At 71.7% G+C, this 23,317-nt stretch carries 21 protein-coding genes; 12 read left to right on the forward strand and 9 right to left on the reverse strand.

The window, feature by feature from the left end; all coding sequences use genetic code 11:
* Positions 1 to 23: 23 nt before the first annotated feature.
* Positions 24 to 1,073, forward strand: coding sequence for a glycoside hydrolase family 6 protein (locus MRBLMG1_RS07400; RefSeq protein ID WP_414721507.1), 1,050 nt, complete (start codon positions 24 to 26; stop codon positions 1,071 to 1,073).
* A 10-nt stretch (positions 1,074 to 1,083) separates the two neighbouring features.
* On the opposite strand, the gene MRBLMG1_RS07405 is transcribed toward MRBLMG1_RS07400, so the two are convergent.
* The 7 genes from MRBLMG1_RS07405 to MRBLMG1_RS07435 form a co-directional block, all read right to left on the reverse strand.
* On the reverse strand, positions 1,084 to 3,045 hold the full coding sequence (locus MRBLMG1_RS07405) for a galactose oxidase-like domain-containing protein (RefSeq protein ID WP_367821951.1): 1,962 nt from the start codon (positions 3,043 to 3,045) through the stop codon (positions 1,084 to 1,086).
* A 3-nt stretch (positions 3,046 to 3,048) separates the two neighbouring features.
* The gene (locus tag MRBLMG1_RS07410) at positions 3,049 to 4,869 is read right to left on the reverse strand and encodes a glycosyltransferase family 2 protein (RefSeq protein ID WP_367821953.1); all 1,821 of its coding nucleotides are present in this window, start codon (positions 4,867 to 4,869) and stop codon (positions 3,049 to 3,051) included.
* Positions 4,870 to 4,959: 90 nt separating this feature from the next.
* Positions 4,960 to 5,658 (reverse strand): TetR/AcrR family transcriptional regulator, encoded by a 699-nt coding sequence (locus MRBLMG1_RS07415; RefSeq protein ID WP_367821955.1) that lies wholly within the window; start codon positions 5,656 to 5,658, stop codon positions 4,960 to 4,962.
* A complete protein-coding gene (locus MRBLMG1_RS07420; RefSeq protein WP_367822166.1) occupies positions 5,655 to 6,314 on the reverse strand; it encodes a DUF4166 domain-containing protein in 660 nt (219 codons plus the stop codon). The genes MRBLMG1_RS07415 and MRBLMG1_RS07420 overlap by 4 nt, the downstream gene beginning before the upstream one ends.
* A gap of 35 nt (positions 6,315 to 6,349) precedes the next feature.
* A complete protein-coding gene (locus MRBLMG1_RS07425; protein WP_367821957.1) occupies positions 6,350 to 7,072 on the reverse strand; it encodes a hypothetical protein in 723 nt (240 codons plus the stop codon).
* Between the two features lie 154 nt (positions 7,073 to 7,226).
* Positions 7,227 to 7,520 carry an MTH1187 family thiamine-binding protein gene (locus MRBLMG1_RS07430; RefSeq protein ID WP_367821959.1) on the reverse strand — a complete coding sequence of 98 codons (294 nt, stop codon included), beginning with the start codon at positions 7,518 to 7,520 and terminating at the stop codon, positions 7,227 to 7,229.
* On the reverse strand, positions 7,517 to 7,870 hold the full coding sequence (locus tag MRBLMG1_RS07435; RefSeq protein WP_367821961.1) for a DUF3817 domain-containing protein: 354 nt from the start codon (positions 7,868 to 7,870) through the stop codon (positions 7,517 to 7,519). Before MRBLMG1_RS07435 ends, MRBLMG1_RS07430 begins: the two co-directional genes overlap by 4 nt.
* A gap of 107 nt (positions 7,871 to 7,977) precedes the next feature.
* Between MRBLMG1_RS07435 and MRBLMG1_RS07440 the strand changes: the two genes are divergently transcribed.
* The 4 genes from MRBLMG1_RS07440 to MRBLMG1_RS07455 all read left to right on the forward strand — a co-directional run bounded on the left by MRBLMG1_RS07440 (position 7,978) and on the right by MRBLMG1_RS07455 (position 10,611).
* Positions 7,978 to 8,616: an AIM24 family protein gene (locus MRBLMG1_RS07440; RefSeq protein WP_362561796.1), complete on the forward strand. Its 639-nt coding sequence runs from the start codon at positions 7,978 to 7,980 to the stop codon at positions 8,614 to 8,616.
* Positions 8,616 to 9,266, forward strand: coding sequence for an AIM24 family protein (locus tag MRBLMG1_RS07445; RefSeq protein ID WP_367821963.1), 651 nt, complete (start codon positions 8,616 to 8,618; stop codon positions 9,264 to 9,266). The genes MRBLMG1_RS07440 and MRBLMG1_RS07445 overlap by 1 nt, the downstream gene beginning before the upstream one ends.
* Positions 9,263 to 10,048 (forward strand): AIM24 family protein, encoded by a 786-nt coding sequence (locus MRBLMG1_RS07450; protein ID WP_367821965.1) that lies wholly within the window; start codon positions 9,263 to 9,265, stop codon positions 10,046 to 10,048. The genes MRBLMG1_RS07445 and MRBLMG1_RS07450 overlap by 4 nt, the downstream gene beginning before the upstream one ends.
* An 83-nt stretch (positions 10,049 to 10,131) precedes the next feature.
* On the forward strand, positions 10,132 to 10,611 hold the full coding sequence (locus MRBLMG1_RS07455) for a MarR family winged helix-turn-helix transcriptional regulator (protein WP_367821967.1): 480 nt from the start codon (positions 10,132 to 10,134) through the stop codon (positions 10,609 to 10,611).
* A gap of 64 nt (positions 10,612 to 10,675) precedes the next feature.
* On the opposite strand, the gene meaB is transcribed toward MRBLMG1_RS07455, so the two are convergent.
* Both meaB and MRBLMG1_RS07465 read right to left on the reverse strand, forming a co-directional pair.
* Complete coding sequence (gene meaB, locus MRBLMG1_RS07460; RefSeq protein ID WP_367821968.1) at positions 10,676 to 11,632, reverse strand: methylmalonyl Co-A mutase-associated GTPase MeaB; 957 nt, start codon at positions 11,630 to 11,632, stop codon at positions 10,676 to 10,678.
* 26 nt (positions 11,633 to 11,658) lie between these two features.
* On the reverse strand, positions 11,659 to 12,861 hold the full coding sequence (locus MRBLMG1_RS07465) for an acetyl-CoA C-acetyltransferase (protein WP_367821970.1): 1,203 nt from the start codon (positions 12,859 to 12,861) through the stop codon (positions 11,659 to 11,661).
* A 137-nt stretch (positions 12,862 to 12,998) separates the two neighbouring features.
* On the opposite strand from MRBLMG1_RS07465, the gene mce reads away from it, so the two are divergent.
* From mce to MRBLMG1_RS07500, 7 genes are all read left to right on the forward strand, one after another.
* Positions 12,999 to 13,451: a methylmalonyl-CoA epimerase gene (gene mce / locus MRBLMG1_RS07470; protein WP_367821972.1), complete on the forward strand. Its 453-nt coding sequence runs from the start codon at positions 12,999 to 13,001 to the stop codon at positions 13,449 to 13,451.
* Positions 13,452 to 13,636: 185 nt separating this feature from the next.
* A complete protein-coding gene (scy, locus tag MRBLMG1_RS07475) occupies positions 13,637 to 18,235 on the forward strand; it encodes a polarized growth protein Scy (protein WP_414721510.1) in 4,599 nt (1,532 codons plus the stop codon).
* A 114-nt stretch (positions 18,236 to 18,349) separates the two neighbouring features.
* Complete coding sequence (locus MRBLMG1_RS07480; protein ID WP_367821976.1) at positions 18,350 to 19,285, forward strand: cellulose-binding protein; 936 nt, start codon at positions 18,350 to 18,352, stop codon at positions 19,283 to 19,285.
* A 75-nt stretch (positions 19,286 to 19,360) separates the two neighbouring features.
* On the forward strand, positions 19,361 to 20,365 hold the full coding sequence (locus tag MRBLMG1_RS07485; protein WP_367821978.1) for an ABC transporter ATP-binding protein: 1,005 nt from the start codon (positions 19,361 to 19,363) through the stop codon (positions 20,363 to 20,365).
* A 3-nt stretch (positions 20,366 to 20,368) separates the two neighbouring features.
* Positions 20,369 to 21,148, forward strand: a complete 780-nt coding sequence (locus tag MRBLMG1_RS07490; protein ID WP_367821980.1) for an ABC transporter permease — start codon at positions 20,369 to 20,371, stop codon at positions 21,146 to 21,148.
* 156 nt (positions 21,149 to 21,304) lie between these two features.
* The gene (locus MRBLMG1_RS07495; RefSeq protein ID WP_367821982.1) at positions 21,305 to 22,471 is read left to right on the forward strand and encodes an ABC transporter ATP-binding protein; all 1,167 of its coding nucleotides are present in this window, start codon (positions 21,305 to 21,307) and stop codon (positions 22,469 to 22,471) included.
* Positions 22,468 to 23,304: an ABC transporter permease subunit gene (locus MRBLMG1_RS07500; protein WP_367821984.1), complete on the forward strand. Its 837-nt coding sequence runs from the start codon at positions 22,468 to 22,470 to the stop codon at positions 23,302 to 23,304. The genes MRBLMG1_RS07495 and MRBLMG1_RS07500 overlap by 4 nt, the downstream gene beginning before the upstream one ends.
* Positions 23,305 to 23,317: the final 13 nt, after the last annotated feature.

Here is a 23,317-nt window from a genome sequence, read left to right on the forward strand (position 1 = left end):
CCGTCATGTCACGATGACGCCGCATGTCCCGTCGCGTACCCGACCCTGGGGGCCGGATGTCCCGCCGCACCGTCACCGCCGCCGCCCTGGTGCTGGTCTCCGCGCTGCTCCTGACCGGGTGCGGCGGGGACGAGCCGCCGACGGGACCCGTCGGCCCGCCGTCCGCGCGCGGCGAGACCGCCGCCCCCGCGTCGGGCTCGCCGTTCTGGGTGGACCCGGACAGCGACGCGGCCAAGCAGGTGCGCCAGTACGAGGCGCAGGGCAGGACCGAGGACGCCCGGGCCCTGAAGCGGATCGCGGAACGGCCGGTCGCGGACTGGCCGGCCGGCGACGATCCCGTACCGGAGATCACGCGTGCGGTCCGGGGCGCGGCGGCCGAGAAGCGTACGGCCGTGTTCGTCGCGTACAACATCCCGCACCGCGACTGCGGGATGTACTCGGCGGGCGGTTCGCACGACGCGCAGGCGTACCGGAGCTGGGTGGACGCCTTCGCGACGGCGATCGGGGAGGCCTCCGCGATCGTCGTCCTCGAACCGGACGCGGTGCCGCACATCGTGGACGGCTGCACCCCGGCCCAGTACCACGACGAGCGCTATGAACTCCTTGCCGGGGCGATCGAGCGGCTGAAGCGGCAGCCGCGCACCCGGGTCTATCTGGACGCGGGCAATCCGGCCTGGATCGACGACCCGGGCAGGCTGGTGGAGCCGCTGCGCCGGGCGGGGGTGGCGCGCGCGGACGGCTTCTCCCTGAACGTGTCCAACTTCCAGCGCAACGACACCGTGCGGGGTTTCGGCGCCACGCTCTCGGGGCTGCTCGGCGGCGCCCACTTCACGGTGGACACGAGCCGGAACGGCGACGGCCCCCTCCCCGGCGACCGGGAGGAGGCCTGGTGCAATCCGCCGGGCCGGGCCCTCGGTGTACCGCCGACGGACCGGACCGGGGACGAGCTGGTCGACGCCTATCTGTGGGTCAAGCGCCCCGGTGAATCGGACGGCCCGTGCCGGGGCGGCCCGTCCGCCGGGACCTGGTGGCCCGACTACGCCCTGGGCCTCGCCCGCAGGGCGAAGCAGTAGGGCCTGTCCCCTACTCCACCTGGATCCACTTCGCCTCGGACGGGATGCCGTCCTGGTCGGTGACGAAGAGCATGTACCAGCCGGGCGGCACGAGGGTCCTGTCCTGCGGTACGTCGACGGTGAGGGTCATGCCGTCCTGGCTCCTCGTCAGGCCGACTTCGATCGAGCGCTGTTCGACGTCCGTGGTGTGGGTGACGGCGCTCGGCCGCATCAGCCGGGCCCTGACGATCCGGCCGGGGTCCTTCGTCTTGAAGGTGGCGCGGCCGTTCTGGTCGAGTTCCGGTGACCCCTCCCCCAGGACGGGCCGGTCGGTGCCCGCCCGGTGGAGGTAGGGCGGGGTGAAGACCTCGATGCGCTGCTCGAAGGTGCCGAGCTTGGTGTTGTCCTTGTCGTCGAAGAGCGGGTCGGAGCCGAAGGTGGCGACCCTGCCGTCGGGGAGCAGCAGCGCCTCGGAGTGGTAGTTGCGGCCGACGGTGGGTTCGGCGGCCTCGGTGAAGGCGTTGTTCTTCGGGTCGTAGAACTGCGCCTTGAGGATGTCGCTGCCGCTGCGGCCCCGGTAGTCCTCGGAGCCGCCGGTGGTGAAGACGGAGTCGTCGGGCATCAGGACGCCGCTGAGGTAGCGGGTGCCCTGCGGGAGCGAGGGGCCGTCGGCGAAGGCGGGGTCGTCCTTCGAGAGGTCGACGATGGAGGTGCGGGCGGTGGACTTGGCCGACTCGCCGACCCCGCCGCCGCCGAGGACCATCACCTTCTGGGCCTGGGCGGGCGGTAGGAGCAGGGAGGCGGAGGTCTCCAGCTGGTCGGGCTGGGTGAGGCCGCCGAGCTTGGTGAAGGAGTTCTTCTCCAGGTCCCAGATGCCGGGTTCGCGGCCCTTCTCGGCGGGGCCGTAGCCGGCGTTGGAGCCGGTGTAGAGGAGCTTGCCGCCCTTGGTGAGGAAGAGGGAGGGGTAGGTGGGGAAGTAGCGGAAGGGGCCCTTGGACCACTTCTTGGTCTCGGGGTCGTAGTACTCGTTGTCGCCGGGGACGACGTCGCCGACGTCGTTGAGTCCGGAGACGGCGAGGACCCGGCCGTCGTCGAGGGTGACGAGGGTGGGGTACCAGCGGGCGTCCTTCATGGGGGCGACCGGGATGTACTTCTCGGCCTTGGGGTCGAACTCGTAGGCGCCCTTGATGCCCTGGAAGTCCTGCTTCTCGGTGGTGAGCTTCTGCGCGAGGCCGTAGACGTTGTCGGCGGCCTCGCCCTTGAGGCCGACGACCTCGTACTGCGCGGCCTCGGTGGTGAGGGCCTGCGGGCCCTCCTTGCGCGCCTCGACGAAGACGCGCGCCTCGGATGCGGTCACCTTGGTCTCCCACGGCTTCATCTGGCCGCTCTTGAAGTAGGAGATCTCGAACTCGCGCTTGGCCTTGGGGACGGTGACGTCGAACTTGGAGACGTACTCGACCCCGGACGGTGAGCGGAAGACGGTGCCCTTCTTGAGGGTGACCGCCTTGTCGGGGCTCTCGTTCTTGACCCGCATGCCGCCGCCGGCCTTCTTCACCTCGCCGTTGAGGATCTCGTAGCGGGCGGTGCCGCCGGCGACGAGCAGCCGCCCGTCGGGGAGCTGGGAGTGGCCGGAGCAGAAGAAGTCCTCGGGGGTGGGGATCTTCTTGAAGGTGTTCTTCACCGGGTCCCAGAGGACGGACTCGAAGGTGCCGGCGTCGAAGTTCTTCTGGCTGTTGCCCGAGCCGGCGATCAGCAGCACCTTGCCGGTGTGCAGGAGCGCCGCGTGGATGGCGTTGACGCGGTACGGGGCCGGGACGGCGACCTCGTTCCAGGAGCCGTACTTCCGCATGTACCCGGGCTGGGCGATCTTGTAGGCGTGGTACTTCTCCTCCGCGAAGGAGACGGCGGCAGGGGCGTTGAGCGCCGCGAGGAGCAGGACGGCCGCGCTGCCGAGCAGGGTCTTCTTGAACTTCTTCGACGGCCGGTGGGCCATGGCTCAGTTCCCTCCGGTCGTCGTCGGTGCGGGCCCGGTGGGCGTGGGCGGGACCGCCGTGACGGCGGGTCGGGCCTCGATGCCCTCGCGGGCGTCGGCGAGGCCGCGGGCCCTGACGCGGGCGCGGGCGTGCTCGCGGGCCCGCCGGCTCCGGCGCGCGCGCACGGTGGTGAGGGTCCAGACGACGATCGGGGCGAGGGTGATGACCAGGGCGAGTACGGCCCAGGTGCGCATGGCGGCGTGGGTGTGGCCGAAGTGGGCGGAGGCGCCGAGGGCGGCGATGAGGACGACGGCCCAGTACAGGTGGAGGCGGAAGGTGCGGACCCGGTCGGGGCTGGCCTCGCCGCCCTTGGGGGTGACGACGAAGCGGCCGCGGGTGCGGAGGATCGCCGAGCCGAGGGACTTGAGGTAGATGGGCGCGGAGAGCGCGGACATCACCATGCCGGCGAGGCCGCCGGAACCCTCGGGTTCGTGGGGCGAGACGTTGTGGCGCCGGTTCCAGAGGTAGAGGCCGATCTGGAGGGCGACGGCGTCGCTGTAGATCATCAGCCACACCTGGGTGGAGACCTGGGTGCCGGAGGCGCCGAGCCACAGGTAGAGGACGCAGCTGAGGATGCCGAGGAGCCAGTTGACGGCCGTCATCGGGTAGTAGACGAGCATCAGGGTGTAGTTGAGGAGGCGGCCCGGCGGGGTGCGGAAGGGAGCCTTCCAGGACTGTTTGAGGATCGTCTCGTACGTGCCCCGGGACCAGCGGAGCTGCTGGGTGAAGAAGTCGGTCCAGGAGGCCGGTCCCTCGCCGACGGCGAGCACGTCGGGGGTGTAGACGGAACGCCAGAAGCGGCCGGTGCCCGGGTTCTTCCTGCGGTGCAGTTCGAAGCCGGTGGCCATGTCCTCGGTGACGGAGTCGTACAGGCCGCCGATCTGTTTGAGGGCGGAGATCCTCACGACGTTGTTGGTGCCGACGAACATGGGCGCGCGGTAGCGGTTGCCGGCCCGCTGGATGAGGGCGTGGAAGAGGAACTGCTGCGACTCGGCGGCCTTGGTGACGAGGTTGTCGTAGTTGCCGTAGACCTGCGGGCCGACGACGAAGGCGATGTCGGGGTCGCGGAAGTATCCGAGCATCCGCTCCAGGAAGTTGGGGAGCGGGACGTGGTCGGTGTCCACGGAGGCGAAGAACTCGTAGTCGTCGCCGTGCTGGGCGAGCCAGGCGTTGTAGTTGCCGTGCTTGGTCTTCGCCTTGTGGACGCCCTTCCCGCGGTTCCACTCGGGGACGCCGGCGCGGGTGAAGTGGCGTACGCCGAGTTCCGCGCAGAGCGCCTTGGCCTCGGCGGAGTCGCCCTCGTCGAGGAGCCAGACGTCGAGCGGTCCGTCGTGCCGCAGCCCCACGGCGGCTTCCAGGGTCGCGCGGACCATGGAGAGCGGCTCCTTGCCCGGGACGTACGTGGTGAGGAAGGCGACGCGGGTGTCCTTCTCGGCGCGCACGGGTATCGGGTCGCGCGCGACCATGGTGGCGTGGGCGATCGACGTGACGTTCACCAGCATGAAGAAGCAGATGAGGCCGATCGACACGAGCATCACGGTGTCGTACGGCACGCGCCAGGTGTCGTCGCCCTCGCGGACGGTCCAGTGGGTCGGCCAGACCAGGTAGGCGAGGAGCAGCGCCGACAGGAGCGGCGCGAGGCACATGAGCAGGACGGCGCGTATGCGGTGCGGCTCGTTCGCGAGCAGACTTCGGTACCGCACCGTGTAGGCCCCCGGGTCCGGCTCCGTGAGCGGTCCGGCGAGTCGGCTGTAGGTGTCGTAGTCGTAACCTCCCGGCCGCACGGTGCCTCCAGCTGTCGTCGAACAAGTCGATACCCCCACGAAAAGGGACATCGTTCGGCGTGTCGACTGGAGTAGTCCGAGTGAGGGTTTTTACCGGCCGCGAGCGCTCTGTCGACGCAGCGTGTAGGCGACGGCCTTCCTGGCGACCGGGTTGAGCTCCTCGACGGCCGCCATCAGGGCGCCGAGCTGCTCCAGGGCCGCGAAGGCCGACTCGGCGCCGGCGGGGTCGACGCCCTCGTAGAGCCCGAGGCCGACGAAGGAGGCGCCGACCGCGCGGGCGAGCCCGGCGGGGTCGGTGAACTCGGCGAGCGGCGTCTCCGCGAGGACCCGGACGAGCACCTTTTCGATCTCGGCGATCCACAGGTCGAGCCCGGCGGCGGTGGCGGGCACGAGCCGGGGGTGGGCCTGCGCCCCGGCGAGCAGTTGTCCGAGGAAGGCGACGTGCCCGGCCTCCCGCTCCTCCTCGTGCATCTCGCGCCCGAAGGCGAGCAGTTCGGTGAGGCTGCCGACGGAGCGGAGGCGCTCGCGGTGGCGGGCGACGCGCTGCTCGGCGCCGTGCCGGCAGGCCGCGGCGAGCAGCTCGTCGACGGAGCCGAAGTGGTAGAACACCAGGGCCTGGTTGACCCCGGCGGTGGTCGCGATGGCGCGGGCGGACGCCTTCGCGATGCCCTGCTCGACGAGCGTGCGCAGGGCTCCTTCGAGCAGCTTCTCCCGGGTCTCCCGGCTCCGGGCGTCCTGTGCCGCCGCCTTGCGGCTCTTCACGTCCCCGCCGGCGACGTCCCCGCTCATGCCCGCACCTCCTCGCGCACCGGGCGCAGCCCCGCGCGCACCCCACGGGAGGGTACGTCGGCGTACTCGGCGGTGAACGACCCCTGGTAGCCGAAGAGCGGTCCGAAGTACCGGTTGACCACCCGGACGTCGATGCGGAAGCGGCCGGCGCGTTCGTCGAAGGACTCGCGCACCTCGGCCCGGGCGCCGACCAGTTCCGGCACGCGCACGTCCAGCGGGCCCTCGCGGAAGCGGTGTTCGCCGGAGGTGATGAGGAGTGAGCCGTCGGGCTGGGCGGAGGGGTGCAGATCGCTGGCGAGGTGCTGGTGCGTGCCGAGGTAGTCGAGGACGCGGTCGCCTCCGGGGCCGAGGACCATCGTGGCGTCGAAGCGCCGGGGCCCGCCGGGCAGGGCGAAGGTGCGGACGAAGGTGACGGTCTCCCGTCCGTACGAGTCGGCGTACGGCACGTTCTCGATCCGGAAGGGGACGTCACGGCCGGTGCTGGGCAGCAGGATGTTGCGCAGCCCGCCGACCGCGAGGAACGGCTTCACGAACGCCCGGCCGTGCCAGATGCGGTCCATGACGCCCCGTCCCACGCACAGCTCCCCGCTCGCCAGGCCCACCGAGAAGCGGCGCTGGATCTCCGGGTGCAGTCGCTCGAACTCGGCGTCCCCCATGGCGGTGCGGAAGATCGAGGGTGCGGGGGTGGCGGTCACGGCTGCTCCAGGACGGCGAGGAGTCGGGGCTCGCGGGTGCGGGCGGGCGGGGTGCGCAGACAGCGCCGGGCCGCGGGGGCCCGCGACGAGGGCGGTGCGAGGACGGCGACGGCCAGTCCGAGGATGGTGAGCGGCACGGCGGCGAGCGGGACGAACCCCAGCGGCAGCGAGCAGGCGGCCCACGGCACGGCCACGGCCAGCACCCGGGCGAGGAGTTCGAGCAGCCAGCGGTTCCGCGCGCGCTCCGGGGTGATCCCCCGCTCGCACCAGAGGCGGAGCCGGTCGAAGGACCAGGCCGTGGCCCAGCCCATGAGGGGCCGGAAGAGGAGCCGGTCGGCGACGCGGCCGGGAAGGCCCCAGCGCGGCCGGTAGTCGTAGCCGGTGAGGAAGCGGACGCCGTCGCCGGTGGGCACGTACCTCCAGTAGCCGCTGCCCTCGGCGAGGAGGGACAGCGGGTGCGGCGAGGCGAAGCGGAGGGCGGAGACCCGGTCGCCGCCGGCCCGGTGGCGCTCCCCCGCGGAGACACCGGTGCCGGCGACGGCCAGGAAGGGCAGCACGCGGGTCGCGTACCGGAAGCGCTGGGGTTCGTCCTCGGCGCGCGGCAGGTAGGAGATCTCCGTGAAGCGGAGGTCCCACCGCTGGTGGCGCTCCGGTTCCTGCGTGCGTTCCCAGAGCGTGTCCAGGTCCGTGCGCACACGTGTCTCGATGTAGAGACCCATCACCGTTCTCCCAGCTCATCGGCATTTTGAGCGACCGCTCAAAACTGCCCCGCCGCAGAAGGTAGCCCATTTTGAGCAGTCGCTCAACCCTCGGGTACGAAGCAGCCCCCGGCCCTGGACCAGGACCGGGGGCTGCCGTGTTCACGCGTCGGCGTCAGGCGCCGAGGTGCCGCTCCACCGTCTCGACCTTCGCGGTCAGACCGTCCGTCACGCCCGGACGGATGTCGGCCTTCAGGACCAGCGAGACGCGCGGCGCCCGCGCCTCCACGGCGGCGACGGCGCGCTTCACGACGTCCATGACCTCGTCCCAGTCGCCCTCCACGGAGGTGAACATCGCGTCCGTGCGGTTCGGCAGCCCGGACTCCCGGACGACCCTGACGGCTTCGGCGACGTACTCGCCGACCTCTTCCCCCACGCCCAGCGGGGTCACCGAGAACGCGACGATCACGCCTTCACCGCACCCTCGGCCGCCTCGGCCCGCGCGCGGGACGCGATGACCGCGTCCTCGGCCTCGCGCTTGAGCTTCCGCTCGGCGTAGAAGCCGCCCAGGGGCAGCACCGAGAGGGCGAAGTAGAGGGCGGCGGTCCCGAAGCTCCACTTGGTCCGGTTCCAGGCGTCCAGCCAGAAGAGGACGTACAGGACGAACAGCACGCCGTGGACCGCGCCCATGACCGGTACCGCGTTGAAGTCCGTCGTCCGCTTGAGCACCGAGCAGACCAGCAGGAGCAGGAACGAGACGGCCTCCGGCGCGGAGACGAGCCGGAGCCGGTGGAGGGAGGAAGCGGTCTTGATGTCCACGGAGGGGGTCACCTTCGTTCGGTCTTGTGAACGGATGCACAAGGGCCCGTCCATTGTGCACGCCGACTTTGCTGTCTCTTTAGCCGGGGGCCCAGTACCTTCCTCGGGTGGCAACGTTCCGACTCCAAGGCAGCAAAGTGCTCGCCGTCTCCATGACAGGCGACTCCGTCAAGGCGAAGAACGGCTCGATGGTCGCCTACGACGGCCAGATGGCGTTCAAGAAGATGAGCGGTGGCGGTGAGGGCCTGCGCGGCATGGTGACCCGCCGGCTCACCGGTGAGCAGATGGAGGTGATGGAGGTACGCGGCCAGGGGACCTGCTGGTTCGCCGACCGGGCCTCCGAGATCAACCTCGTGTCCCTGCACGGCGACAAGCTCTGGGTGGAGGCCAGCAACCTGCTCTGCACCGACGCGGGGCTGCGCACCGGCACCACCTTCACGGGGCTGCGCGGCGGTGCGACCGGCAACGGCCTCTTCACCACCACCGTCGAGGGCACCGGGCAGGCGGCGATCATGTCCGACGGCCCGGCGGTGGTGCTGCGGGTGACCCCGCAGTACCCGCTCCAGGTCGACCCCGGCGCGTACATCGCCCACCAGGGCAACCTCCAGCAGCACTTCCAGTCGGGTGTGACCTTCCGCACCCTCATGGGTGAGGGCGGCGGCGAGGCGTTCCAGATCCGCTTCGAGGGGGACGGCCTCGTGTACGTCCAGCCGAGCGAGCGGAACACGATCGGGGGCGACGTCTGATGCCGTTCCGCGAGATCAACTCGAAGATGGTCGAGGCGACCGTCATCCCCGGGCAGCGGATGTTCAGCCAGCGCGGCGCGATGCTCGCGTACCGGGGCGACGTCACATTCACGCCGAACATGGCGGGCGGCCAGGGCGGCCTGATGTCGATGATCGGCCGCCGGGTGGCCGGCGAGGCGACCCCGCTGATGACCGTCGAGGGCAGCGGCACCGTGATGTTCGGCCACGGCGGCCACCACATCCAGGTGATCGCGCTCACCGGCGACACCCTGTACGTCGAGGCCGACCGCCTGCTCGCCTTCGACGGCACCCTGGAGCAGGGCACGATGTTCATGGGCTCGCAGGGCGGGGTCATGGGCATGGTCCGCGGCCAGGTGACCGGCCAGGGCCTCTTCACCACGACGCTCAAGGGCCACGGCTCGGTGGCCGTGATGGCCCACGGCGGGGTCGTCCAGCTGCCGATCGCCCCGGGCCGCCCGGTCCACGTCGACCCGCAGGCGTACGTGGCCCACCACGGCGACGTGCGCAACAAGCTCTCCACCGCGCTCGGCTGGCGCGACATGGTGGGGCGCGGCTCGGGCGAGGCCTTCCAGCTGGAGCTGAGCGGCAGCGGCGCGGTGTACGTCCAGGCCTCGGAGGAGAAGCTGTGAGCACCCCTGTCATCCACGACCCGCACTCCCTGCCGTCGGACGACAACGTCAACCCGTACACCTTCTGCGTGGAGCTCAAGGGCTCCCAGTGGTTCCTGCAGAAGGGGAAGATGATCGCCTACTACGGGCGGATCGAGTTCAACGGCATCGGCCACGGCCGGCTCGACCGGCTGGTCCGGACGTCGTTCCACTCGCCGCTGCACGCGAGCGACTGGGTGGTGGCCGAGGGCAGCGGCAAGATGCTCCTCGCGGACCGGGCCTTCGACGTGAACTCGTACGACCTCGACCAGGGCAACCTGACGATCCGCTCGGGCAACCTCCTCGCGTACCAGCCCACGCTCGCGCTCAAGCAGTCGATCGTGCCGGGCTTCGTGACCCTGATCGGCACCGGCAAGTTCGTGGCCGCGTCGAACGGTCCGGTGGTCTTCATGGAGCCCCCGATGCGGGTCGACCCGCAGGCCCTCGTCGGCTGGGCCGACTGCCCCTCCCCCTGCCATCATTACGACCACGGCTACATGACCGGCGTGATGGGCGGCGTACGGGCCCTGACGGGCATCGGCGGCACCTCGGGCGAGGAGCACCAGTTCGAGTTCGTGGGCGCGGGCACGGTGCTGCTGCAGTCGACGGAGCTCCTCATGGCGGAGCGGGCGATCGGCGGGCCTCCCGCGCAGGCGGGTGTGCCCGGCGGGCCGTCGGCGCACGGTTCCGGCCAGGCGATGCCCGGCTCGGTACCGCGCCTTCCCGGCCAGCTCGGTGACCTCCAGCGTCGCTTCGGTCTGTGAGCGGTAGTCTGCGGAGTGTGACGTCCTCGAACGCGCGCTCCCAGACTTCGTCAAGTATTCAACTTCTTAGGTAGAATCCATATATGGAGACCGAGACCGCAGCAACCCCCTGGCTCACCGACGGCGAGCAGTGCGCCTGGCGCACCTTCCTGGACGTCCAGAGAATGCTGACGTACCAGCTGGAGAGGGACCTCCAGCCGTTCGGCCTGACGATGAACGACTACGAGATCCTGGTGAACCTCTCGGAGTCGGCGGAGCGGAGGCTGCGCATGAGCGACCTCGCGGCTGCCACCCTCCAGTCCAAGAGCCGGCTCTCGCACCAGATCACCCGGATGGAGAACGCCGGACTCGTCCGCCGCGAGAACTGCGAGTCCGACCGGCGCGGGCTCTACGCCGTCCTGACCGACGACGGCATGGAGACCATGCGCAAGGTCGCCCCGCACCACGTGGAGTCGGTGCGCAGGCACTTCATCGACCAGCTCAGCGGAGAGGCCCTCGGCGACCTCCACGAGTCCCTGAAGCCGGTCGCGGAGCAGCTCCGCGGCCGCCGCGGCAAGCCGTGACCTGACAGAGAACGGGAAGGGCCTCTCCGGACGACCGGAGAGGCCCTTCCCGCGTGTACCGGGGTCAGTTTCCGGTCAGGCTCGCGATCAGCTCGTCGGAGGCCGCGTACGGGTCGAGGGCGCCGGCCACGATCCGCTCGGCGAGCGCGTCGAGACGGCGGTCGCCGTGCAGGTCGCCGATGCGCTCGCGCAGGGCCGTGACCGCGATGGCCTCGACCTCGCCCGCGGCGCGGGCCCGGCGGCGCTCCGCCAGGACCCCGTGCTCCTCCATCCAGGCGCGGTGCTTCTCCAGGGCCTCCACGACCTCGTCGATGCCCTCGCCGCGCGCCGCGACCGTCTTGACGATCGGCGGCCGCCAGTCGCCCGCACCCCGCGCCTCGCCGAGGCCCAGCATGTGGTTGAGCTCCCGGGCGGTGGCGTCGGCCCCGTCCCGGTCGGCCTTGTTCACCACGTACAGGTCGCCGATCTCCAGGATGCCCGCCTTCGCGGCCTGGATCCCGTCGCCCATGCCCGGCGCGAGGAGGACGACCGAGGTGTCGGCCTGGGAGGCGATCTCCACCTCCGACTGCCCGACGCCGACGGTCTCCACCAGGATCACGTCGAAGCCGGCCGCGTCCAGGACGCGGATGGCCTGCGGGGCCGACCAGGCGAGACCGCCGAGGTGACCGCGGGTGGCCATGGAGCGGATGTAGACGCCCGGGTCGGACGCGTGCTCCGACATCCGGACCCGGTCGCCGAGGAGCGCTCCCCCGCTGAACGGCGAGGACGGGTCGACGGCCAGCACCGCGACCCGCTTGCCCGCCCGCCGGTACGCGGTGACCAGCGCCGACGTCGACGTGGACTTGCCGACGCCGGGCGAGCCCGTCAGGCCCACCACGTAGGCGCCGCCGGTGAGCGGCGCGAGCGCCGCCATCACCTCGCGCAGCTGCGGGGACGCCCCCTCCACGAGCGAGATCAGCCGGGCCACGGCCCGCGGCCTGCCCTCCCGTGCCTGGGTGACCAGAGCGGGGACGTCCACCATGTGCAGAGCTCCTTGCCTGGAGTGACTTACTTGCCGGAGACGCGGACGATCAGCGCGTCGCCCTGGCCGCCGCCGCCGCAGAGGGCGGCCGCGCCGATGCCGCCGCCGCGCCGCTTGAGCTCCAGCGCGAGGTGCAGCACGACACGGGCGCCGGACATGCCGATCGGGTGGCCGAGCGCGATGGCGCCGCCGTTGACGTTCACCTTCTCGGGGGTAACGCCGAGGTCCTTCATTGACTGGACGGCCACCGCGGCGAAGGCCTCGTTGATCTCGATCAGGTCGAGGTCCTCGACGGTCAGGCCGTCCTTCTTGAGGGCGTGCAGGATCGCGTTGGACGGCTGCGACTGGAGCGAGTTGTCCGGGCCCGCGACGTTGCCGTGGGCGCCGATCTCGGCGATCCACTCCAGGCCGAGCTCCTCGGCCTTGGCCTTGCTCATCACGACGACCGCGGCGGCGCCGTCGGAGATCTGCGAGGAGGTGCCGGCGGTGATGGTGCCGTCCTTGGCGAAGGCCGGGCGGAGCTTGCCGAGGGACTCGGCGGTGGTCTCGGCGCGGATGCCCTCGTCCTTCGAGAAGATCACCGGCTCGCCCTTGCGCTGCGGGATCTCGACCGGGGTGATCTCGGCCTCGAAGATGCCGTTCTTCTGGGCGGCGGCCGCGCGCTGGTGCGAGAGGGCGGCGATCTCGTCCTGCTCGGGGCGCTGGATGCCGAGGCGGGTGTTGTGCTTCTCCGTGGACTCGCCCATGGCGATGCCCTCGAAGGCGTCGGTGAGGCCGTCGTACGCCATCGCGTCGAGCATCTCGATCGCGCCGTACTTGAAGCCCTCGCGGGACTTCGGCAGCAGGTGCGGGGCGTTGGTCATCGACTCCTGGCCGCCGGCGACGACGACGTCGAACTCGCCGGCGCGGATGAGCTGGTCGGCCAGCGCGATGGCGTCCAGACCCGACAGACACACCTTGTTGATGGTGAGGGCGGGGACGTTCATCGGGATGCCGGCCTTGACGGCGGCCTGGCGGGCGGGGATCTGGCCGGCGCCCGCCTGGAGCACCTGGCCCATGATCACGTACTGCACCTGGTCGCCGCCGATGCCGGCCCGGTCCAGGGCGGCCTTGATGGCGAAGCCGCCGAGGTCGGCGCCCGAGAAGGACTTGAGCGAGCCGAGGAGGCGACCCATGGGCGTGCGGGCGCCCGCGACGATCACTGAGGTGGTACCGGTCGTTCCAGACATGAGGCACGGCCCCTTGGGATGAGGAGTGAACGAGGGTTTACCGCCAATGTACTGAGAGGCGCGGCGCCCGGTCACCGGCCGGATGGTGTGATCGCGCGCACGTTGCGTAACCACCGTCCCGGCGGTGCACTGGAGGCATGCTGACGCGAATCGACCACATCGGGATCGCCTGTTTCGACCTGGACAAGACTGTCGAGTTCTACCGTGCCACGTACGGTTTCGAGGTCTTCCACTCCGAGGTCAACGAGGAGCAGGGCGTCCGCGAGGCCATGCTCAAGATCAACGACACCTCCGACGGCGGGGCCTCGTACCTCCAGCTCCTGGAGCCGACCCGGGAGGACTCCGCGGTGGGCAAGTGGCTCGCCAAGAACGGCGAGGGCGTGCACCACATCGCCTTCGGCACGGCGGACGTCGACGGTGACGCCGACGCCATCCGCGGGAAGGGCGTCCGGGTCCTCTACGACGAGCCGCGGAACGGCTCCATGGGCTCCCGGATCACCTTCCTCCACCCCAAGGACTGCCACGGCGTGCTCACGGAACTGGTCACCTCGGCCAAGCCGTCCGCTGACCACTCCTCAGCGGAGCACTGACCCCCGGATTCCTGGCCCGGTAGAGTGGGCGACTCCGGGCCGGGGCCGGTCGGGGCTGCCCCGCGTGGCACCGAAGTCGGGATGTCGGGGTCGTCCGATCTGCCACGATTCCCCGGGGGTCCGTCCTCGTCCGTGAGGGCGGTGCTCGTTGGAGTGTTGCGACCAGGGGACGGATGGACCGCGCTGTGCGGGGCTACGAACGCCAGGAGAGCCACCGAGCCGAGGACGACCATCTCGCGAGGTTCGAAGCCGAGATGGACCGGCTGAAGACCGAGCGCGAGAAGGCCGTCCAGCACGCCGAGGACCTCGGTTACCAGGTCGAGGTCTTGCGCGCCAAGCTCCACGAGGCGCGCCGCACCATCGCGTCCCGGCCCGCCTACGACAGCGCCGACATCGGCTACCAGGCCGAGCAGCTGCTGCGGAACGCGCAGGCGCAGGCCGAGCAGCTCCGCCAGGACGCCGAACGGGAACTGCGCGAGGCCCGCGCCCAGACCCAGCGCATCCTCCAGGAGCACGCCGAGCACCAGGCCCGGCTCCAGGCCGAGCTCCACAACGAGGCGGTCCAGCGCCGCCAGCAGCTCGACCAGGAACTCAGCGAGCGCCGGCAGACCGTCGAGGCGCACGTCAACGAGAACGTCGCCTGGGCCGAGCAGCTCCGCGCCCGTACGGAGTCCCAGGCCCGCCGCCTGATGGAGGAGTCCCGCGCGGAGGCCGAGCAGGCGCTCGCCGCCGCCCGCGCCGAGGCCACCCGGCTCGCCGAGGAGACCAGCCGCCGGGTCGGCACCGAGGCGGAGGCCGCCCGCGCCGAGGCCGAGGCGATCCTGCTGCGCGCCCGCAAGGACGCCGAACGACTCCTGACCGCCGCCTCCAGCCAGGCGCAGGAGGCCACCAGCCACGCCGAGCAGCTCCGCTCGACCACCACCGCCGAGACCGACCAGGCCCGCCGCCAGGCGACCGAACTCTCGCGCGCCGCCGAACAGCGCATGCAGGAGGCCGAGGAGAAGCTCCGGCTGGCCCGCGCCGAGGCCGAGAAGGCCCTGGCCGAGGCCAAGGAGGCCGCCGCCCGCCAGCTCGCCTCCGCCGAGTCGGTCAACGAGCAGCGGACCCGGACGGCCAAGACGGAGATCGCCCGGCTCGTCGGCGAGGCCACCAAGGACGCCGAGGCGCTGAAGGCGGAGGCCGAGGAGAAGCTCCGCGAGGCGACCGCCCACGCCGAGAAGCTCCTCTCCGAGGCCTCCGAGAAGGCCGTGTCGGCCGCCGCCGAGGACTCCGCCGCCGCGCTCGCCAAGGCCGCGCGCAACGCCGAGGAGATCCTCACCAAGGCGTCCGAGGACGCCCGGGAGACCACCCGCAAGGCCTCCGAGGAGGCCGAGCGGGTCCGCCGCGAGGCCGAGACCGAGGCGGACCGGCTGCGCGCCGAGGCCGGCGAGCAGGCCGACGAACTGCTCGGTTCGGCGAAGGACGACACCAAGGAGTACCGGGCCAAGACGGTCGAGCTCCAGGAGGAGGCCCGTCGGCTGCGCGGCGAGGCCGAGCAGCTGCGCGCCGAGGCCGTCGACGAGGGCGAGCGGATCCGCGGCGAGGCCCGGCGCGAGGCCCTCCAGCAGATCGAGGAGGCGGCGAAGACCGCCGAGGAGCTCCTCACCAGGGCCCGCACCGACGCCGAGGAGCAGCGGACCAAGGCCGGCGCCGAGGGCGAGCGGGTCAAGTCCGAGGCGATGGAGCGCGCCCAGACGCTCCGGACCCAGGCCGAGGAGACCCTGGAGCGGACCCGCGCCGAGGCCGAGCGGCTGCGCGCCGAGGCCGACGAGCAGGCCGAGTCCGTGAAGGCCGCGGCCGAGCAGGCCGCCGCCGGGCTGCGCGCCGACGCCGAGCGGGCCGCGGAGGCCCGCCGCGCGGAGGCCGCCGAGGAGCTGACCCGGCTGCACGCCGAGGCCGAGGCCAAGGTGACGGCCGCGGGCGAGGAGCTGACCGACGCCCGCGCCGAGAGCGAGCTGATGCGGCGCGAGGCCGCCGACGAGACGGAGCGGCTGCGCACCGAGGCCGCGGAGCGCATCCGTACGCTCCAGGAGCAGGCCGAGCAGGAGGCCGAGCGGCTGCGCGCCGAGGCCGCGTCGGACGCGTCGACCGCCCGTACCGAGGCCGAGAGCGCGGCCGTACGGCTGCGCACCGAGGCCGCCGCCGAGGCCGAGCGCCTGAAGTCCGAGGCTCAGGAGACCGCCGACCGGGTGCGGGCCGAGGCCGCGGCCGCCGCCGAGCGGGTGGCCGCGGAGGCCGCCGAGGCGCTGGCCGCCGCGCAGGACGAGGCCAACCGGCGCCGCCGGGAGGCCGAGGAGACCCTCGCGTCGGCCCGTTCCGAGGCCGGCCGGGAGCGCGAGCTCGCGCGCGAGCAGTCCGAGGAGCTCCTCGCCGCCGCCCGCAAGCGCGTCGAGGACGCGCAGGTCGAGGCGCAGCGCCTGGTCGAGGAGGCGGACGCGCGGGCGACCGAGATGGTCACCGCGGCCGAGCAGACCGCCCAGGAGGTGCGGGACTCGGTCGCCGGCCTCCGCGAGCAGGCCGACGAGGAGGTCGCCGGGCTGCGCAGCGCCGCCGAGCACGCGGCCGAGCGGACCCGTACCGAGGCGCAGGAGGAGGCGGACCGGGTCCGCGCCGACGCGTACGAGGAGCGGGAGCGGGCGTCCGAGGACGCGGCCCGCACGCGGACGCGCGCCCAGGAGGAGACGGACGCCGCGAAGGCGCTGGCCGAGCGGACCGTCACGGACGCCATCGCCGAGGCCGAGAAGCTGCGGACGGACACCGCCGAGTACGCGCAGCGGGTGCGCACCGAGGTGACGGACTCGCTCGCCTCGGCCGAGCAGGACGCGGCCCGCACCCGGGCCGACGCCCGGGACGACGCGAACCGGATCCGTTCGGAGGCCGCCGAGCGCGCCGAGACCACGGTCGGCGAGGCGCGTGCGGAGGCGGAGCGGATCGCCGCCGAGGCGGCCGAGCTCCGCTCGGAGGCCGAGCGGGAGTCCCAGCGCCTGCGCGCCGAGGCCGAGCAGGTCAGGGCCGACGGCGAGGCACACGCCGAAGCACTGCGCGACGCGGCGATCGCCGACGCCGAGAAGGTCCTCGACGACGCCCGCAAGGCCGCCGACAAGCGCCGCGCCGACGCCGCCGAACAGGCCGACGCCCTCATCGCCGAAGCCACCACCGAAGCCGAGCGGCTCACCACCGAAGCCGTCGAGCTCATGGAGACGACCGAACAGGACGCCCAGCGCCTGCGCGCCGAGGCCGAACAGGTCAGGGCCGACGGCGAGGCACACGCCGAAGCACTGCGCGACGCGGCGATCGCCGACGCCGAGAAGGTCCTCGACGACGCCCGCAAGGCCGCCGACAAGCGCCGCGCCGACGCCGCCGAACAGGCCGACGCCCTCATCGCCGAAGCCACCACCGAAGCCGAGCGGCTCACCACCGAAGCCGTCGAGCTCATGGAGACGACCGAACAGGACGCCCAGCGCCTGCGCGCCGAGGCCGAACAGGTCAAGATCGACGGCGAGGCACACGCCCAGGCCCTGCGGAACGCCGCGCTGGCCGACGGCGAGAAGGTCCTCGACGACGCCCGCAAGGCCGCCGACAAGCGCCGCGCCGACGCCGCCGAACAGGCCGACGCCCTCATCGCCGAGGCGACGAGCGAGGCCGAGCGGCTCACCCGCGAGGCCGGCGAGTTCTCCGACGCGGTCACCGCGGACGCGCGGGCCGAGGCCGAGCGGGTCGCGGCGGAGGCCGCCGAGCAGGCCGCCCGGACCGTCGCCGAGGGCGAGCGGGCCAAGGCCGAGGCGGAGGCCGCAGCGCTCGCGACGACGTCCGCCGCGCAGCAGGACGCCGAGCGGATCCGTACCGAGTCGGAGCAGGTCAGGGCGGACGCCGAGGCCGCGGCCGAGCAGATGCGGTCGGAGGCCCGCGAGGAGGCGGACCGGACGCTCGACGAGGCGCGGGAGGCCGGCGCCCGGAAGCGTTCGGACGCGGCCGAGCAGGCCGACCAGCTCATCGCGAAGGCCCAGGAGGAGGCGCTGCGCGCCACCACGGAGGCCGAGTCGCAGGCGGACACGATGGTCGGCGCGGCCCGCAAGGAGGCCGAGCGGATCGTCGCCGAGGCGACCGTCGAGGGCAACTCCCTGGTGGAGAAGGCCCGTACGGACGCGGACGAGCTGCTCGTCGGGGCCCGCGGCGACGCCACGGCCATAAGGGACCGGGCCGAGGAGCTGCGGAGCCGCGTCGAGGGCGAGATCGAGGAACTGCACGAGCGGGCGCGGCGCGAGACGGCCGAGCAGATGCGGACGGCGGGCGAGCGCGTCGACAAGCTGGTGACGGCCGCGACGGAGCAGCGCGCCGAGGCGGACGAGAAGGCCAAGGAGCTGGTCTCCGAAGCGAGTTCGGAGGCGAGCAAGGTCCGGATCGCCGCGGTCCGCAAGGCCGAGGCGCTGCTCAAGGAGGCCGAGCAGAAGAAGGCCTCGCTCGTCGCGGAGGCCGAGGGCATCAAGGCGGAGGCCGAGCGGATCCGGGCGGAGGCCGCGGCCGAGGCCGAGAAGACGATCGCGGAGGGTCAGCGCGAGCTGGAGGTTCTGGTGCGCCGTCGCAAGGACATCAATGCCGAGATCTCCCGTGTCCAGGACGTACTGGAGGCGTTGGAGTCTTTCGAGACCCCGTCAGTGGGGACGAAGTCGTCCGGGGCGGTGGGTGCCAAGGCGGGCGCTTCGGCGGGCACCACTCGTTCGAGTGGCAAGTCCCAGGACGGCTAGCCACTCAAAAGGCTGGACATTCTCCAGATCAAACGGGCATACGCTCGATGACACGCCGCTTCGGCCCCTAGGATTCCCTCTAACACCTCACCGGTCTCATTCGACAGGAAACCCATGAGCGACACATCCTCCCCCTTCGGCTTCGAGCTCGTGCGGCGCGGTTACGACCGCGGTCAGGTGGACGACCGCATTACCAAGCTCGTGTCCGACCGCGACAGCGCCCTGTCCCGTATCACCTCGCTGGAGAAGCGCATCGAGGAGCTCCACCTCGAGACGCAGAACGCCCAGGCGCAGGTCACCGACGCGGAGCCGTCGTACGCGGGCCTCGGCGCCCGGGTCGAGAAGATCCTCCGGCTCGCCGAGGAGGAGGCGAAGGACCTGCGTGAGGAGGCCCGTCGCGCCGCCGAGCAGCACCGCGAGCTGGCCGAGTCCTCCGCCCAGCAGGTGCGCAACGACGCCGAGTCGTTCGCGGCCGACCGGAAGTCGAAGGCCGAGGACGAGGGCGTCCGGATCGTCGAGAAGGCGCAGGGCGAGGCCAACTCGCTGCGCGCCGAGGCGCAGAAGGACGCGCAGTCGAAGCGTGAGGAGGCGGACGCCCTCTTCGAGGAGACCCGCGCCAAGGCCGCCCAGGCCGCCGCGGACTTCGAGACCAACCTGGCGAAGCGCCGCGAGCAGTCGGAGCGGGACCTGGCCTCCCGTCAGGCGAAGGCCGAGAAGCGTCTCGCGGAGATCGAGCACCGCGCCGAGCAGCTCCGCCTGGAGGCCGAGAAGCTGCGTACGGACGCGGAGCGCCGGGCCCGTCAGACGGTGGAGACCGCGCAGCGCCAGGCCGAGGACATCGTGGCCGACGCGAACGCCAAGGCCGACCGGATCCGTTCGGAGTCGGAGCGCGAGCTCGCGGCGCTGACGAACCGCCGCGACTCGATCAACGCGCAGCTGACCAACGTCCGCGAGATGCTGGCGACGCTGACCGGTGCGGCGGTGGCCGCGGCCGGCTCCCCGATCGACGACGAGCGTGCGGCCGGCGTCCCGGCCCAGCAGTCCCGGTAACGAGTCGGCAGCACCTTCCGAAACCCCCTGTCATTCCGGTGGCGGGGGGTTTTGCGCGCCCGTAGGTTGGGACGCATGATCGAGCTTGAGGGCCTGACCAAGCGCTACGGGACGAAGACAGCGGTCGACCATCTCTCCTTCCAGGTGCGGCCGGGCATGGTCACCGGGTTCCTGGGGCCCAACGGGGCGGGTAAGTCGACGACGATGCGGATGATGCTCGACCTGGACAACCCGACGAGCGGGACGGTCCGGATCGACGGCAAGCACTACCGGGACCTGGCCGAGCCGCTGAAGTACATCGGGGCGCTGCTCGACGCCAAGGCGATGCACGGCGGCCGTTCCGCGTACAACAACCTGCTGTGCCTGGCGCAGTCCAACCGGATCCCGGCGGCGCGGGTGGACGAGGTGCTCGACCTGGTGGGTCTGACGCCGGTCGCGACAAAGAAGTCGAAGGGTTTCTCCCTCGGCATGGGCCAGCGGCTCGGCATCGCCTCGGCGCTGCTCGGCGATCCCGAGATCCTGATGTTCGACGAACCCGTCAATGGTCTGGACCCCGAGGGAATTCACTGGATCCGCAATCTGATGAAGGCGTTGGCCGCCGAAGGCCGGACGATCTTCGTTTCCAGTCATCTGATGAGTGAAATGGCGCTGACGGCCGATCATCTGATCGTGATCGGCCAGGGAAAGCTGCTGGCCGACACCTCGATGGCGGATTTCATCCAGCAGAATTCCAGGAGTTTCGTGCGCCTGCGTTCTCCGCAGCAGGAACGCCTGCGGGACGTGCTCCACGACAGCGGATTCATCGTGGTCGAGGCCGGCAACGGCACCCTCGAAGTGGACGGGGCGACGACCGAGAAGCTGGGCGAGCTGGCCGCCGAGAACGGTCTGACCCTGCACGAGCTGAGCGCCCAGCGCGCCTCCCTCGAAGAGGCCTTCATGCAGATGACGGCGGGTGCGGTCGAGTACCACGCGCACGGCGACGTACACGGCGCACCGGCGCCCGGCCCCCGGTGGGGCACGAACCCCGAGTCGGCCCCCGACTCCCCCGACTCCTATGACTCGACCTCCGAGGGAGCCTGAACGATGGCAGCGGCATCCGCGGTCCTCCAGTCCGAGTGGACCAAGATCCGGACGGTGTCGTCGACCGTCTGGACACTGGCGAGCGCCTTTCTCGTCACGATGGCGATGGGCGCGGGGCTGAGCGCCCTGGTGCGCTCCACCTTCGACGATCTGAACGAGGCGGAGCGGATCACCTTCGACCCGACCCTGGTCAGCTTCTCCGGGATGGTCCTCGGCCAGCTGGCGATGGTGGTCTTCGGCGTCCTGGTGGTGGGGACCGAGTACTCGTCGGGCATGATCCGCACCTCGCTGGCGGCCGTGCCGCAGCGGGCGACCTTCCTCTTCTCGAAGATCGCGGTCGCGGGCGGGCTCGCCCTCCTGGTGGGGCTCGCGACGAGCTTCGTCACCTTCTTCCTGGGGCAGGCGCTGCTCGGCGATCACCGTGCCTCGATCAGTGACGACAACGTGCTGCGGGCGGTGGTCGGTGCCGGGCTCTACATGGGCCTGATCGCCGTGTTCTCCATGGGCGTGGCGGCGATGCTGCGCTCGTCGATGCTGTCGCTCGGCATCCTGATGCCCTTCCTCCTCCTGGTCTCCAACATCCTCTCGGCGGTGCCGAAGGCCAAGGAGGTCGCCCAGTACTTCCCGGACCAGGCGGGCTCGAAGATCATGCGGGTCATCCCCGACGCGATGAACTCGGAGGAGGCACCGTACGGGCCCTGGGGCGGGCTCGGGATCATGGTGCTCTGGGTGGTGGCCTCGCTGCTCGGCGGCTACCTGGTGCTGAAGAAGCGGGACGCCTGATCCCGTAGGGGACGGCCAGGGAATCTCCCGGAGGTTCCCTTCCGCTTCGCCGGAACCGTCAATGGCTGGATAAGCTCCTAGCTCATACGGGGGGCTCCGGCCGCAGGCCGCCACGCCCCGACATGGATGCGACCGACCTGTCGATGGGGCTGGAGAATGATCGAGGCAGTCGGCCTGACGAAGCGCTACGGCGCCAAGACGGCCGTGTACAACCTTTCCTTCCAGGTGAGGCCCGGTGTGGTCACCGGGTTCCTGGGGCCCAACGGGTCGGGCAAGTCGACGACGATGCGCATGATCCTCGGTCTCGACCAGCCCACCTCCGGGCACGTGACGATCGGCGGCCACCCGTTCCGGCAGCTGCCGAACGCGCCCCGGCAGGTCGGCGCGCTGCTCGACGCCAAGGCCGTGCACGGCGGCCGGAGCGCGCGCAGCCACCTCCTGTCGCTCGCGCAGCTCGCCGGCATCCCGGCGCAGCGCGTCGACGAGGTGCTCGGCGTCGTCGGCCTGCAGGACGTGGCCAAGCGCCGTTCCAACGGCTTCTCGCTCGGCATGGGCCAGCGTCTGGGCATCGCGGCGGCGCTCCTCGGCGACCCGCAGGTGCTGCTCTTCGACGAGCCGGTCAACGGCCTGGACCCGGAGGGCATCCTCTGGGTCCGCAACCTGATGAAGAAGCTGGCCTCCGAGGGCCGGACCGTCTTCGTCTCCAGCCACCTCATGAGCGAGATGGCGCTGACGGCGGACCACCTGATCGTGATCGGCCGCGGGCAGCTGCTCGCGGACATGAGCGTCACGGACTTCATCTCGGCGAACTCCGCCGACTTCGCCCGGGTGCGGACCCCGCAGACCGAGCCGGCGCAGCGGGAGAAGCTGACGGGGGTCCTCACGGAGGCCGGTGGCCAGGTGCTGTCCGAGCCGGACGGCGCGCTGCGGGTGACGGGCCTTCCGCTGCCGAGGATCAGCGACCTGGCGCACGGCGCGGACGTGCGGGTCTGGGAGCTGTCCCCGCACCAGGCGTCGCTGGAGGAGGCGTACATGCGGCTGACGCAGGGCGCCGTGGACTACCGCTCGACCGACGACCGCCTCGCGCACCTCCAGCCGGCCCCGCACCCCGGGCAGCAGGGGTACGGGATGCCGCCGCAGCCGATGGTCCAGGACGTGCCGCAGCAGGGCTGGTACGCCCCGCCGCCGCCCGGACAGAACCCGTACGCCGGGGCGCCGCAGGCGCCCGCGCCGGGTCCGTACGCGCCGCCGGCCGCCGCGCCGTCGCCCGTCCCCCAGCCGACCACCCCGCAGCCGAGCGACACCACCAAGGACGCCCGATGACCGCCCCCGCCCAGCCGCCCGCTCCGGCGCCGTACACGTACGTCTCCCCCATCCCGGTCCGGCGGGCGCACCTCGGTGACGCGCTGGCCTCCGAGTGGACGAAGATCCGCTCGGTCCGGTCGACGATGTGGACGCTCGGCGTCATGATCCTTCTGATGCTGGCCCTCGGCCTGGGGGTGGCGGCCATCGCCGCGGCCTCGGACGCGCCGATGGGCGAGGAGTCCGCGCTCGGGTTCGGCTTCTTCGGGATGCTGCCCGCGGCGATCTGCGTGATCACGCTCGGGGTGCTCACCATCGCCTCCGAGTACGGCACGGGCATGATCCGTACGACCCTGACGGCCTGCCCGAGCCGGGCCCGGGTGCTGACCGCGAAGGCGGTCGTCTTCTTCCTGCTGGTCTTCACGGTCACCACGGTGGTCGCGACGCTGGTCGCGGCGGCACAGGTCGCCATCGTGGACACGGCCGCGGAGCCGTCGGCGGGCGAGTTCCTGCGCGCCACGGTCGGAGCGGGCGCCTACCTGGCCCTGCTCGGCCTGCTGTCGCTGGCGCTGGGGACGCTGATCCGGCACTCGGCCGGCGCGATCACGGTGATGATCGGTCTGCTGCTGCTGCCGCTGGTGGTGGCGCTGTTCATGTTCTCCGCGGCGCTCAAGCCGGTGCAGGAGTGGCTCTTCACGTACGCCATCCCCGCGCAGATGATCGCGCTGTACGCCGACCAGCCGCCCTTCGGGAACGAGGGCCCGGCGGGCTGGGAGCCGCTGTTCATCATGGCGGGCGTGACGGCCGTCGCCCTCGGCGGCGCCTTCGCCCTGCTGAACAACCGGGACGTGTAGCCCCCCGGTACTC

It is taken from the genome of Streptomyces sp. LMG1-1-1.1 (assembly GCF_040815545.1).
Taxonomy (GTDB): Bacteria; Actinomycetota; Actinomycetes; order Streptomycetales; family Streptomycetaceae; genus Streptomyces.

Excerpts from the sequence above, each read along its gene's own strand:
- MRBLMG1_RS07455 (WP_367821967.1), top strand. The coding sequence starts at position 10,132 with ATGGAGACCGAGACCGCAGCAACCCCCTGGCTCACCGACGGCGAGCAG.
- MRBLMG1_RS07415 (WP_367821955.1), bottom strand. The coding sequence starts at position 5,658 with ATGAGCGGGGACGTCGCCGGCGGGGACGTGAAGAGCCGCAAGGCGGCG.
- MRBLMG1_RS07400 (WP_414721507.1), top strand. The coding sequence starts at position 24 with ATGTCCCGTCGCGTACCCGACCCTGGGGGCCGGATGTCCCGCCGCACC.
- MRBLMG1_RS07495 (WP_367821982.1), top strand. The coding sequence starts at position 21,305 with ATGATCGAGGCAGTCGGCCTGACGAAGCGCTACGGCGCCAAGACGGCC.
- mce (WP_367821972.1), top strand. The coding sequence starts at position 12,999 with ATGCTGACGCGAATCGACCACATCGGGATCGCCTGTTTCGACCTGGAC.
- MRBLMG1_RS07465 (WP_367821970.1), bottom strand. The coding sequence starts at position 12,861 with ATGTCTGGAACGACCGGTACCACCTCAGTGATCGTCGCGGGCGCCCGC.
- MRBLMG1_RS07485 (WP_367821978.1), top strand. The coding sequence starts at position 19,361 with ATGATCGAGCTTGAGGGCCTGACCAAGCGCTACGGGACGAAGACAGCG.
- meaB (WP_367821968.1), bottom strand. The coding sequence starts at position 11,632 with ATGGTGGACGTCCCCGCTCTGGTCACCCAGGCACGGGAGGGCAGGCCG.
- MRBLMG1_RS07500 (WP_367821984.1), top strand. The coding sequence starts at position 22,468 with ATGACCGCCCCCGCCCAGCCGCCCGCTCCGGCGCCGTACACGTACGTC.
- MRBLMG1_RS07490 (WP_367821980.1), top strand. The coding sequence starts at position 20,369 with ATGGCAGCGGCATCCGCGGTCCTCCAGTCCGAGTGGACCAAGATCCGG.
- MRBLMG1_RS07445 (WP_367821963.1), top strand. The coding sequence starts at position 8,616 with ATGCCGTTCCGCGAGATCAACTCGAAGATGGTCGAGGCGACCGTCATC.
- MRBLMG1_RS07425 (WP_367821957.1), bottom strand. The coding sequence starts at position 7,072 with ATGGGTCTCTACATCGAGACACGTGTGCGCACGGACCTGGACACGCTC.
- MRBLMG1_RS07405 (WP_367821951.1), bottom strand. The coding sequence starts at position 3,045 with ATGGCCCACCGGCCGTCGAAGAAGTTCAAGAAGACCCTGCTCGGCAGC.
- MRBLMG1_RS07480 (WP_367821976.1), top strand. The coding sequence starts at position 18,350 with ATGAGCGACACATCCTCCCCCTTCGGCTTCGAGCTCGTGCGGCGCGGT.
- MRBLMG1_RS07420 (WP_367822166.1), bottom strand. The coding sequence starts at position 6,314 with ATGGGGGACGCCGAGTTCGAGCGACTGCACCCGGAGATCCAGCGCCGC.